The organism is Microbacterium sp. Au-Mic1, assembly GCF_021341785.1.
GTDB lineage: Bacteria > Actinomycetota > Actinomycetes > Actinomycetales > Microbacteriaceae > Microbacterium.
On sequence record NZ_JAJTTF010000002.1, the window covers coordinates 1 to 12,443 of the forward strand.

At 71.0% G+C, this 12,443-nt stretch carries 10 protein-coding genes; 9 read left to right on the forward strand and 1 reads right to left on the reverse strand.

Features of this window, described 5'->3' with window-relative positions:
* The 3 genes from infB to LXM50_RS18660 form a co-directional block, all read left to right on the forward strand.
* Nucleotides 1-2,011: translation initiation factor IF-2 (gene infB / locus LXM50_RS02550; RefSeq protein WP_233309561.1), on the forward strand; the 2,011-nt coding region annotated here is incomplete at its 5' end.
* A gap of 140 nt (nt 2,012-2,151) precedes the next feature.
* Nucleotides 2,152-2,583 carry a 30S ribosome-binding factor RbfA gene (gene rbfA / locus LXM50_RS02555; protein ID WP_233309562.1) on the forward strand — a complete coding sequence of 144 codons (432 nt, stop codon included), beginning with the start codon at nt 2,152-2,154 and terminating at the stop codon, nt 2,581-2,583.
* 170 nt (nt 2,584-2,753) lie between these two features.
* Entirely contained in the window at nt 2,754-4,964 is a 2,211-nt protein-coding gene (locus LXM50_RS18660; RefSeq protein ID WP_233309564.1) for a helix-turn-helix transcriptional regulator, read from the forward strand.
* A gap of 32 nt (nt 4,965-4,996) precedes the next feature.
* Here the strand turns inward: LXM50_RS18660 and LXM50_RS02565 are convergent, their stop codons facing one another.
* Nucleotides 4,997-5,893: an A/G-specific adenine glycosylase gene (locus tag LXM50_RS02565; RefSeq protein WP_233309565.1), complete on the reverse strand. Its 897-nt coding sequence runs from the start codon at nt 5,891-5,893 to the stop codon at nt 4,997-4,999.
* A gap of 89 nt (nt 5,894-5,982) precedes the next feature.
* Between LXM50_RS02565 and truB the strand changes: the two genes are divergently transcribed.
* From truB to LXM50_RS02595, 6 genes are all read left to right on the forward strand, one after another.
* Nucleotides 5,983-6,879: a tRNA pseudouridine(55) synthase TruB gene (truB, locus tag LXM50_RS02570; protein ID WP_233309567.1), complete on the forward strand. Its 897-nt coding sequence runs from the start codon at nt 5,983-5,985 to the stop codon at nt 6,877-6,879.
* Nucleotides 6,876-7,247: a hypothetical protein gene (locus LXM50_RS02575; protein ID WP_233309569.1), complete on the forward strand. Its 372-nt coding sequence runs from the start codon at nt 6,876-6,878 to the stop codon at nt 7,245-7,247. The genes truB and LXM50_RS02575 overlap by 4 nt, the downstream gene beginning before the upstream one ends.
* A gap of 138 nt (nt 7,248-7,385) precedes the next feature.
* A complete protein-coding gene (locus LXM50_RS02580; protein ID WP_233310076.1) occupies nt 7,386-7,814 on the forward strand; it encodes a hypothetical protein in 429 nt (142 codons plus the stop codon).
* The gene (locus LXM50_RS02585) at nt 7,811-8,788 is read left to right on the forward strand and encodes a bifunctional riboflavin kinase/FAD synthetase (RefSeq protein ID WP_233309571.1); all 978 of its coding nucleotides are present in this window, start codon (nt 7,811-7,813) and stop codon (nt 8,786-8,788) included. The genes LXM50_RS02580 and LXM50_RS02585 overlap by 4 nt, the downstream gene beginning before the upstream one ends.
* Nucleotides 8,789-9,002: 214 nt before the next feature.
* Nucleotides 9,003-11,147, forward strand: coding sequence for a DEAD/DEAH box helicase (locus LXM50_RS02590; RefSeq protein WP_233309572.1), 2,145 nt, complete (start codon nt 9,003-9,005; stop codon nt 11,145-11,147).
* Nucleotides 11,148-11,363: 216 nt separating this feature from the next.
* The gene (locus LXM50_RS02595) at nt 11,364-12,392 is read left to right on the forward strand and encodes an ATP-dependent 6-phosphofructokinase (RefSeq protein ID WP_233309573.1); all 1,029 of its coding nucleotides are present in this window, start codon (nt 11,364-11,366) and stop codon (nt 12,390-12,392) included.
* The last annotated feature ends 51 nt before the right edge of the window (nt 12,393-12,443 follow it).

The following is a 12,443-nucleotide window of genomic DNA, read 5'->3' on the forward strand; positions in this document are numbered from 1 at the left end:
GGCCGGCGGCTTCGCCGGTCGTCCCGGCGGTGGTGGCGGCCGTGGCCGTGGCCCCGGTGGCGGCACGGCCGGCGCATTCGGCAAGGGCGGCGGCAAGAGCAAGCAGCGCAAGTCGCGGCGGGCGAAGCGGCAGGAGTTCGAGATGCGGTCGGCGCCGGTCGTCGGCGGCGTCAACGTCTCGAAGGGCAACGGCGAGATCATCCGCCTGCGTCGCGGCGCCTCGATCGCCGACTTCGCGGACAAGCTCGAGGCGCTGAACGGCTACACCGTGCAGCCCGGAACGCTCGTCACGATCCTCTTCAACCTCGGCGAGATGGCCACGGCGACGGAGTCGCTGGACGAGGCCACCTTCGAAGTGCTCGGCGCCGAGCTGGGCTACAAGGTGCAGATGGTCTCGCCCGAGGACGAGGACAAAGAGCTCCTCGAGGGCTTCGGTCTCGACCTCGAGGCCGAGCTGGAGGCGGAGAGCGAGGACGACCTCGAGATCCGTCCCCCGGTGGTCACCGTCATGGGCCACGTCGATCACGGTAAGACGCGACTGCTCGACGCGATCCGTCAGACCAACGTCATCGATGGCGAGGCCGGCGGCATCACGCAGCACATCGGTGCTTACCAGGTGTGGACCGAGCACGAGGGCATCGAGCGCGCCATCACGTTCATCGACACCCCGGGTCACGAGGCGTTCACCGCCATGCGTGCCCGCGGTGCGCAGGTGACCGATATCGCGATCCTCGTGGTCGCCGCCGACGACGGCATCATGCCGCAGACGGTGGAGGCGCTGAACCACGCCCAGGCGGCCGGTGTGCCGATCGTGGTCGCGGTCAACAAGGTGGACAAGCCCGAGGCCAACCCGGCCAAGGTGCGTCAGCAGCTCACCGAGTACGGCCTTGTCGCCGAGGAGTACGGCGGCGACGTCATGTTCGTCGACGTCTCCGCGCGTGCGAACACGGGCATCCAGGACCTTCTGGACGCTGTGCTGCTCACCGCCGACGCCGGCCTGGACCTCACCGCCAACCCGAACAAGGCCGCGCGAGGCATCGCCATCGAGGCGAAGCTCGACAAGGGCCGCGGTTCGGTCGCCACGGTGCTGATCCAGTCCGGAACGCTCCGGGTCGGCGACGCGATCGTCGCGGGTACCGCCTATGGACGCGTCCGCGCCATGATCGACGAGAACGGCGACGCGGTCGAGGCCGCAGCTCCGTCCCGCCCGGTCCAGGTGCAGGGTCTGAACTCGGTCCCGCGCGCCGGCGACGTCTTCATCGTCACCGAGGAAGACCGCATGGCCCGTCAGATCGCGGAGAAGCGCGAAGCCGTCGAGCGCAACGCCCAGCTGGCCAAGGCCCGCAAGCGCATCTCGCTCGAGGACTTCACCCGTGCTCTCGAAGAGGGCAAGGTCGAGACGCTCAACCTCATCATCAAGGGCGACGTGTCCGGTGCCGTCGAGGCGCTGGAGGAGTCGCTGCTCAAGATCGAGGTCGACGATTCGGTGCAGCTGCGCATCATCCACCGCGGTGTGGGCGCGATCACCGAGTCCGACGTGAACCTCGCGACGATCGACAACGCGATCATCGTGGGCTTCAACGTCCGCCCCGACACGAAGGCCCGCGAGGCCGCGTCCCGCGAGGGCGTGGACGTGCGCTTCTACTCGGTCATCTACAACGCGATCGACGAGATCGAGAACTCCCTCAAGGGCATGCTCAAGCCGGAGTTCGAAGAGGTCCAGTCGGGTGTCGCCGAGATCCGCGAGGTGTTCCGCTCCTCGAAGTTCGGCAACATCGCCGGTGTCATCGTCCGCTCGGGCACGATCACGCGCAACGCCAAGGCGCGGGTCATCCGCGACGGCGTGGTCATCGCCGATGGCCTGGCCATCGAGTCGCTGCGACGGTTCAAGGACGACGTCACCGAGGTCCGCACGGACTTCGAGGCGGGTATCGGCCTGGGCAAGTACAACGACATCCAGGTCGGCGACGAGATCGAGACCACGGAGATGGTGGAGAAGCCGCGCGCTTGATCGCGCGTGGTGACGCCTGAGGCACCCTGTGCCGGCCTTATGGGGCCCGGTCCGCTTCGCGGACGCCCCCACGGTCGCCACAGGGTGCCTCTGGCTCCGCGCTCGCGTTCAGCGGGGGCGAAAAGTGAGAGGGTATGGGAATGGCCGGAGAACGACAGGCACGACTTGCGGATCGCATCCGCGTCATCCTCGCTGAGCGGCTGGAGAAGGGGCTGCGCGACCCGCGCCTCGGCTTCGTCACGATCACCGACGTGCGCGTCACGGGTGATCTGCAGCACGCGTCCGCGTTCTACACCGTGCTGGGCACGGAGGAGGAGCGTGTGGCCTCTGGGGCGGCGCTCACCTCGGCGACCGGACTGCTGCGCAAGGAGGTCGGGCGCCAGCTCGGCATTCGCCTCGTGCCCACGCTCGAGTTCATCCCCGACGCGCTGCCCGAGAACGCCGACCACATCAGCGATCTGCTCCGGCAGGCGCGGGAGCGTGACGAGGAGGTCGCCGGCATCGCCGCGTCCGCCGCGTTCGCGGGCGAGGAAGATCCGTACGTGAAGCCCCGCGAGGGCGACGAGGAGTGAACCGATCACACGGTGCCATGGCGCCGTGAGGTCGTGACGAGAGGTCCCGGGGCGATGTTCCCCGGGGCCTCTCGTGCGTGAGCGGATCCCGTCTCCGGCGAGAACCGCCTTATTCGACAGAGTCCAAGAAGTTGGGATCCGTGGTCGTCTCTTGTTAGCATCCAACCCACGTGCGCGAGGTGGCGTGCGATGACGGCGGGGGCTGCGCGGCGATGAACGGCACGACGACGGGCAGGACCGGGGAACGGACGAGGATCCGGGCCACCGGTGCGCCGTCAGGCGGAACCTTCGAACGTGCGGCCGGCGGCCTCCACGATGCCGCGCCGCACGTGCGCGCTGCGATCGACCGCGTCTGCGGAGCAGACCCGGTCGCGGCCGCCGAGATGCTGGCCGCGCTGAATCCTGAACAGCGCCGGGGATGGCGTGCGCTGCCGGAACCCCTTCCCGCGGTCCCGGCCCTGGAGGCGCACGCGCGGCGCGCGCTGCCTCCGGATGCGGATCCGGAGCGAGTGCTCGAGCTCGCCCTGTGCGGGGCCGGATCGGCGCAGGCGCTGAGCGCGATCGCGGGGTGCGGGCCGGAGGGGCTGGCGCGGTCGCCGTTGGCCGGGCTCGCCGAGCTGCACGGCGGGCGGTTCCGCTTCACCGATGCGGCGCTGCGCACGCAGGTGCTGGCGGCGGCGACGGCGCAGGACAGACTGCGCGCACACCAGCGACTCGCACTCGTGCTCGTCGAAGCAGGGGAGGACGATGCCGCACTGTGGCACCGCGCCCGGGGCGCCGTGGCCGGTGATCCCGCGCTCGTCGAGCCCCTCATCCGGCTGGCGAGCATGGCGCTGGGCGACGGGGACGCCGAGCGTGCCTGGTCGTGTGCGGCGGAGGCCGCGGAGCACGCGCAGCCGGGCACGCCCGCGCACGCGAGAGCGCTGCTGAGCAGCGGACGTGCGGCACTGGCCGGTGGGTGGGTGGCGGACGCCCTGGACCGCATCGAGCAGGCGCTGCGCATCGAGGGCGGACATCGCGGTGAGGCGACGTCGGCCTTCGTGCTCGCCCATACGCTGCGGCACGGCGCGGTGCCGGCGCCCGATCCGCTGGTGCCGGACGACGCCACCGGCTCGGGATTCCGGCTCGCCGCGGTCCTCGGTGCCTCCCTCGGTGCCGAGCGGGGCGACCGCGAACGCAGTACCGCGTGGCTCGCGGTGGCAGGGCGGCTCGGTCAGGACCCGGATGCGCGAGCGACTCTGCTGGCCTGGTGCGATGCGATGGCAGGCGACGCGGATGCGGGGACGATCGAGGACGGCGGTGCGGCCCAGCGCGTGTCGCACGCGCTCTGCGCGGGCCTCGGCGGTGATCCCGACGCCGGCGTGCGAGCGCTGGCCGAACCGGGCACGATCCGCCAGGAGGACCCGGTGATCGGCCTGCACGAGCACGGTCCGCTGCTGCGTGCCCGCCGTGCGGTCGCCGAGGTGCTGCTGCATGTCTGGGCGGGACGGATCGGCACTGCGCATGAGCTTCTGGCCGTCTCCGCGGCGGACCTCCCTGTGGCGCTGCCGTTCGCCGGCCTCGCCGTGGCGCTGTCCCGACGCCTGGACCTTGCCGTGGACGGCCGCATCGGAGCGCTGTCCCACGAGCTCGCCGCCGCCGTTCCGTGGCCCCAGGAGCCCGATGGGTTCGTGGACCGCGCCATCGACGCCTATCTGCAGGGACGCAGCGACGAGGCCGCCGTGCACATGGGGCTGTGGACGGACCGCGGCAGACCCTCGGAGCCGCTCGGTCTTCCCGGGCTGGACGAGATCGGCCCGCTGGGTGCGCCGGCCGCGCCCGAGCCTCCGGAGGCGACGGCGGCGCGAACGCTGCGCGAGCGCGTCCGCGCCGCGCGCGAGTCGTCCTGGCGCACCGATCTCGACGCGGTCGCCGAGGAGAGCCGGGAGATCCGCTCACCCTTCGAACGCGCACGGGTCGAGGCTCTGCTGGGCTCGACGTGCGCGGCGCGGGGCGATCGCGGCCGTGGCGTGCGGCACCTGCGCGCCGCACGGAGCCTGTTCGAGGAGTCCGGGGCGCGGGCATGGCGCGGCATGGTCGATCGACGGCTGCGGATGATGGCCGAACGCCGGCAGCGTGCGACAGAGGCCGCAGGCGAGACGGGAGGCGTCCCCTCGTCGCTGGAGGTCTGCCGTGCGACATGGGAGCCGGTCCTGACCGCCCGTGAACTCGAGGTGGCTCTGCTCATGGCCGAGGGGCGCACGAATCGGGAGATCGCGCTCGCGCTGCATGTCTCGGTGCGGACCGTGGAAGTGCATGGCGGCCGGATCTTCGCGAAGCTCGATGTGCGCACCCGCCACGAGCTGACCGTGCTCGCGCATCGCACGGATCAGCATCTCTGAGGACCGCGCGGGTCGGGGCGGCCTGCGGCGGGTCAGCGCGGCAGCAGCAGCTCGTCGTCCGCGGCCTCGAGCAGACCGTCCGCGATGAGCGAGTCGATCGCGCGGTCGCGCTGGATCGGATCCGGCCAGTCGGCGAGGACGGCGCCGGCGGGCAGACGGTGGCCCTCGGCGTGCCGGAGCGCGCGGAGCACGCCGCCCCGGGCCTGCCGATCCGATCCCTCGTACTTCGTCTGCCGTCGCCGCCGATCCTCGCCGTCGGGGAAGCCCGCGGCGCGCCATGCGCAGATGTCGGCGAGCGGGCACCGCGCGCAGTCCGCGCTGCGGGCCGTGCACACGGTCGCGCCGAGCTCCATGGTCGCCGCGTTCACGATCGCGGCCTGCCCCGCGTCGTCGGGCAGCAGCGCGAGCATGTCGGCCAGATCGCGATGGGCGGGCGGATCCGGCTGAGCGCGCCCGTGCACGGCGCGGGCGATCACTCGCCGCGTGTTGGTGTCGACGACGGGGTGACGGTCGCCGAACGCGAACACCGCGACCGCGCGGGCCGTGTAGTCGCCGATGCCGGGGAGCGCCAGCAGCGCGGGGACGTCGCGCGGGGTGACCCCGCCGTGCTCGTCGCGGATCGCGACCGCGGCCCGGTGCAACCACAGCGCCCGCCGCGGGTAGCCGAGGTTCGCCCACTGCTGCAGCACCTCGGCGGGGGCCGCCGCGGCGAGCGAGATCGGATCCGGCCACCGTACGAGCCACGCCTCCAGATGCGGGATCACCCGGTTCACCGGGGTCTGCTGCAGCATGAACTCGCTCACGAGCACACCCCATGCGCCGTAGGCGGCCAGGTACTCGGGCCTCCGCCAGGGCAGGTCGCGCGCGTGCTCGCCGTACCAGGCGATCAGCGCGGACGCGATCGGCGCAGAGGCGGGGGAGTCGGGCACGGGAGTCCACGCTACCGCTCCGCCGCACGGCACGGCGCTGGAGCGGAGCCGGTCGGATCCGCGCAGTCGGGGCCTCTAGGCTTGGGGGTATGGCAACCAGCGGGATCCTGCTCGTCGACAAGCCGGGCGGGATGACGAGTCATGACGTCGTCGCCCGCACCCGGAGGGTGTTCGGCACTCGCAAGGTCGGGCACGCCGGCACACTCGACCCGATGGCCACAGGCCTGCTCGTGGTCGGGATCGAGGCCGCGACGCGTCTGCTCACGTTCGTGGTGGGCGCCGACAAGACCTACCACGCCACGATCCGCCTCGGCCAGAGCACGAGCACGGACGACGCGGATGGCGAGATCACGGCCTCGGCCGACCCCGAGCGCGTCTCCGCGATCGCCGCCCACGAGATCGCCGCGGGCATCGCCGCGCTCACCGGTGCGATCTCGCAGGTGCCCAGCGCCGTCTCCGCCATCAAGGTCGACGGGCGCCGGGCATATGACCGGGTCCGGGCGGGGGAGGACGTCGTCCTCGCGGCCCGTGACGTGGTGGTGTCCCGCTTCGACGTGCTCGATGACCGCCCCGGTGACGGAGGCGTGCGAGACCTCGACGTGGTCGTGGACTGCTCGTCCGGAACCTACATCCGCGCCCTCGCCCGTGATCTCGGTGCAGCATTGGGCGTCGGGGCCCACCTCACGGCGCTGCGCCGCACGCACGTCGGTCCGTTCGATGTGGCCGACGCGTCCTCCCTCGATGGCCTGGCCGAAGCCCGGCCGCTGACCGCAGCGGACGCTGCGGCCCGGATCCTCCCCGTCCTCGAAGTCAGCGCGCAGGAGGCCGTCGATCTGCGTCACGGCAAGCGACTGGCCGGGCAGCGCGCCAGACTCGAGGGGCCGCGCGCCGCGGCGATCGATCCGGACGGCGTGCTGATCGGGATCGTGGAGCGCCGCGGCGACGACCTGAAGAGCGCCATGAACATGCCGGAGGGGGCATCATGATCCTCTGGTTCACTGTCATCCAGCTCGCGGTCGCGGTCGCCGCAGGCCTGTTCTGCCTCATCATGGGCTTCGCGGGAAAGCGGCCGAACGACTGGACCGTGGGATCGCTCGCCCTGATCGAGCTGCTGCTGATCGTGCAGGTCGTGATGGCGATCGTGTCGCCCTTCACCGGGAACCCCGCCCTCGGCGACCCCCTCGAGTACGGCGTGTATCTGGTCTCCGCGGTCCTGCTGCCGATCGGCGGGGCGATCTGGGCGCTGCTCGAGCGCTCCCGCTGGAGCACGGTGATCATGGGCGTGGTCGCGTTGTCGATCGCGGTCATGGTGTGGCGGATGCAGGTGATCTGGACGACGCCGATCGGCGGCTGAGCGTGCAGGGCGTGCGGACCGCCCGCCACCGGGTTCCGTAGAATGGACCGTGCCATGAGCACTGCGCGAGCCTCGACCCCGTCCGATTCCTCCGCTCCCGACTCGGAGGGTTCCTCCGTCGTACCGGCTCGCCCCCGCATGCGCGGTGTGGGCCGCGTGCTGGTGATCGTGTACGCCGTGATGGCACTGGGCGCCACCGGCCGGTCCTTCGTGCAGATCGCGCGCGCCTTCGACCAGGCGCCGCTGGCGTACTCGCTGTCGGCGGTGTCCGCCGTCGTCTACATCGTCGCGACGCTCGCGCTGATCGGATCCGGCCGTCCGGGGTGGTACCGCGTCGCCTGGGTCGCGATCGCCTTCGAACTGGTCGGCGTGCTGGTCGTGGGTACGCTGAGCCTCACCCACCCGGCGCTCTTCCAGCACCAGACGGTGTGGTCGCAGTTCGGCCTCGGTTACGTGCTGATCCCGCTGTTCCTGCCGATGGTCGGGCTGTGGTGGCTCATCACGCACCGGCCGTCCCGCACCGTGGCAGCGGCGAACGCCGGCACGGCGGACGGATCCGGCGCATGATCGTGTTCCGCGACCCGGCCGAGGTGCCGGCGGACTTCGGACGCACCGTGGCCGCGATCGGCAAGTTCGACGGTGTGCACTCCGGTCACCGCGCGGTGTTCCGGCGTGCGCAGCAGGACGCGGCGCGCATCGGGGCGAAGACGGTGGCGGTGACCTTCGATCGCAACCCGCTGAGCGTGCTGCGCCCGGACCGCTGCCCGGACGATCTGGTGTCGGTCGAGCGCAAGATCGAGCTCCTCTCGGCATGCGGATTGGATGCCGTCTTGGTGCTCACCTTCGACGAGCAGCTGGCCTCGCGCACGGCGGAGGACTTCGCCCAGGCGATCCTCGTCGACGCCCTGCACGTCGCCACCGTCCTCGTCGGCCGTGACTTCCGCTTCGGCAGCGGCGGCAGGGGAACCCCGGCGCTGCTGGCCGAGCTGGGCGCTCGGAGCGACTTCACCGTCGATGTGATCGAGGATGTCTTCCTCCAGGGCACCGACCGGCGGGTCTCCTCGTCCTGGGTGCGCGAGCTGCTCTCGGCGGGCGATGTCGCGCTCGCGGGTGCGGTGCTGGGACGTCCAGTCTCGGTGCGCGGCGAGGTCGTGCACGGCCTGAAGCGCGGCCGCGAGCTCGGATTCCCGACCGCGAACCTTCCTGCCCTGCTCGACGAGATGGTGCCGGCGGATGGCGTCTATGCGGGCCGGCTGGTGGACCACACGACCGGGGTGGTGCATCCTGCCGCGATCTCCGTCGGGACCAACCCCACCTTCGACGACGTGCTGCAGCGCCAGGTCGAGGCGCACGCGATCGACAGCCCGGGCCTGGACCTCTACGGTCACGACGTGACGGTGGAGTTCACCCACCGGCTGCGCGGGATGACGGCGTTCGACAGCATGGATGCGCTCGTCGCGGGCATCGCCTCCGACGTCGCTCAGGCTCGGATTCTGCTGGGTGTGACGGAACAGGATCCGGCGAACTCGCCCGCCGAGTGACCGCATCGGCCCTCGCGTGGCGTAAACTGACCGCGAACCCGTTGTGATCGACGTGCGCGATGCACGCCTGCGGGGTTCTCGTCCGCTCGGTCTGCGATGCCTCTCGGCAGCCGCCCGTCCGCGGACACGCATCGTCAGGACGGATCATCGTCCGGACGGTCATTTTCGGACAGTCGCCGTCCTCTCGGAGACGGCATCCACGCTCAGGAGGAGCATGCCGACCACGGCGACCGCCACCCGGCGGAAGAAGACGTCGCGTCGAGACGAGGACGCGCCGCTGATCCCGATCCTCGCGCGCAAGGTGCGCGAGATCGAGGCCAAGGCCCAGCACGGGAAGCTCGGCCCGACGAATCGCGTCAAGTTCCAGGTGATCGCGTTCCTGGTGCGCGAGGAGCGCGCCAGAGCCAAGGGCGACGCCGAGCTCGGCGACGCAGCCCGGGCGGAGCAGCTCAAGCGCCTGGACGGCGTGGCCACGATCCTCGCGAAGACCGCCGCGCGCGACACGTCGCTGATCCAGCTGCTCGAGGCGGATCAGGCCACGAGCCCGGTCGCGAAGCGGATGCGCCGCGACTGGCTGCTGGAGTCCGGCGCCGAGCTCGCGCCCGAGGAGCTCGTCATAGCCGATGTGATCCGCGTGCAGCAGGCGCCCGTGGTGCCGGCCGCGCTCGCCGAACGGCAGGTGACCCCGCCGTCCGTGGAGTCGCGGATGCTGGCGAACCCGTTCCTGGCGCCCGATCTCACACCCCGGCCCGCGTCCACGCCGCGCCGCCGGCTGGACGGCTGGGAGCTCATGGGGCCCCTGTACAAGGCGTTCGAGTCGGGGGCGGGCGGGGCCACGGCCTCGATGGAGCTCCCGCCGCTGCCCGAGTACGACCACCTCTCGCCGAAGGGCCTCGAGGTGATGGTGCATCAGTCGCGCTTCCTCGAGTCGGTGCGGGCCGGGCATCGCTCGTTCCTGCTCGCCGACGAGCCGGGTCTCGGCAAGACCGCGCAGTCCGTGCTCGCGGCGTCCATCGCGCACGCCTACCCGCTGCTCGTGGTCGTTCCGAACGTCGTGAAGATGAACTGGGCGCGTGAGGTCGAGCGGTGGACGCCGCAGCGCCGAGCCGCCGTGATCCAGGGCGACGGCCAGGATGTGGATGCCTTCGCGGACATCTTCATCGTCAACTACGAGATCCTCGACCGGCACCTCTCCTGGCTGGGCGAGATCGGCCTGCGCGGTATGGTGGTGGACGAGGCGCACTTCATCAAGAACCTGTCCTCCCAGCGCTCGCAGAACGTCCTCGCGCTCGCATCTCGGATCCGCGAGCAGTCCGCAGGCACGCATCCGCTGCTCATGGCACTGACCGGCACCCCGCTGATCAACGATGTCGAGGACTTCGACGCGATCTGGCGTTTCCTGGGCTGGACCAACGGCGAGCGCCCCTCCGCGGAGCTCGCGGACAAGCTCGACGCCACCGGACTGACGCCCGCGGACAAGTCGTTCTACGGCGAGGCCAGGGACGCGGTCATCTCGATGGGCATCGTGCGCCGCAAGAAGAAGGACGTGGCGGCCGACCTGCCGGACAAGCTCATCGCGGATCTGCCCGTGCAGCTGGACGACGAGTTCGGGCGCGGGATCCGGCAGGCCGAGGCCGAGCTCGGCGCGCGGATGGCGGCGAAGTATCGCCGGATCATCGAGGCGCGCGGAGACCGGGGCCTCGCCCACGGCGAGATCGACGAAGACATCGTCCGGCTCGTCGCGCACGGCGAGCTGGAGGAGTCGAAGGCGGCAGGCACGGGCGGGGACAACGTCTTCACCATGGTGCGCAAGATCGGCCAGGCCAAGGCCCTTCTCGCCGCGGACTATGCGGCACAGCTGCAGCGCTCCGTCGGCAAGGTGGTGTTCTTCGCCAAGCATGTGGACGTCATGGATCAGGCCGAGGCGCACTTCGCCGCGGCCGGCATCCGCTCGGTGTCGCTGCGGGGCGACCAGACCGCCGTCGCCCGGCAGCAGGCGGTCGACGCGTTCAACGGCGACCCCGACGTCGGGATCGCGGTGTGCTCGCTCACCGCGGCCGGCGTCGGCGTGAACCTGCAGACCGCGTCGAACGTGGTGCTCGCCGAGCTCAGCTGGACCGCGGCGGAGCAGACCCAGGCGATCGACCGCGTGCACCGGATCGGTCAGGACGAGCCGGTCACCGCGTGGCGGATCATCGCGGCGCACACCCTGGACACGAAGATCGCCGAGCTCATCGATCAGAAGCAGGGCCTGGCGGCCCGGGCGCTGGACGGCGAGGCCGTGGAGGAGGGTGCGAGCGAGCCGGTGCAGCTGGCGGCGCTCATGCACCTGCTTCGTCAGGCGCTCGGCGGCGACTGAAACCCGGCTTGCCGAAGTTGTCAAGAACGGCGCTTCTTCTCCTGATTCCTGGAGTCGAGGCGCCGTTCTTCTTCAAGAAGGCGAGAAGTCCGTGAGGAGCCGTGTAAGAACTCCGCTTTTCGGTGGTTCGGAATGGCGCCGGGGAGTCGATCGGCACTAGGGTCGAACGAGGCAACGGCGCCGCGCTTCCATCCCCTTCCCTCCCGAGGACGACCCATGAAGATCGGCATCCTGACCAGCGGTGGCGACTGCCCCGGCCTGAACGCGGTCATCCGCGGCATCGTGCTCAAGGGCACCACGACGTACGAGCTGGAGTTCGTGGGAATCCGCGACGGCTGGCGCGGTGTCGTCGACGGCGACTTCTTCCCGCTCACCCGGCACGAGGTGAAGGGGCTGAGCAAGGTCGGCGGCACGATCCTCGGCACCAGCCGCACCAATCCGTACGAGGGCGCGCGTGGCGGCGCCGAGAACGTCGCGAAGACGCTGTCCAAGCACGGCATCGACGGCATCGTCGCGATCGGCGGGGAGGGCACCCTTGCCGCGGCGGACCGCCTCTCGAAGGACGGCATCCAGGTGCTGGGCGTGCCGAAGACCATCGACAACGACCTGCGGGCCACCGACTACTCGTTCGGCTTCGACACGGCGGTGAACATCGCCACCGACGCCATGGACCGCCTGCGCACCACCGGCGACTCGCACCAGCGCTGCATGATCGCAGAGGTCATGGGTCGCCACGTCGGATGGATCGCGCTGCACGCCGGAATGGCCGCGGGTGCGCACGCGATCTGCATCCCCGAGGTGCCGATGTCGATCGAGGAGATCTGCGACCTCGTCACCGGCGCGGGCGACCGCGGCCGCGCACCGCTCGTCGTGGTGTCGGAGGGGTTCAAGCTCAAGGGCATGGATCAGGCCTTCAGCGACAAGGGGCTCGACGCCTTCAACCGCCCCCGGCTCGGCGGCATCAGCGAGATCCTCGCGCCGGAGATCGAGAAGCGCACGGGCATCGAGACCCGCTCCACGGTGCTCGGCCACATCCAGCGCGGGGGCTCGCCCTCCGCCTTCGACCGCGTGCTCGCGACGAGGCTCGGGCTGCACGCTGCGGACGCCCTCGTCGATCAGGCCTGGGGTCAGATGGTCGCGCTGCGCGGCACCGACATCGTGCGCGTCCCGTTCGCGGAGGCGCTCGGCGAACTCAACACCGTGCCGCTGCAGCGTTACGAAGAGGCCGCTGCCCTGTTCGGGTGATATGCGGCCGGCGGCGAGTCGGCTTCGCGTGTCACGTGCGGGATCCTGTCT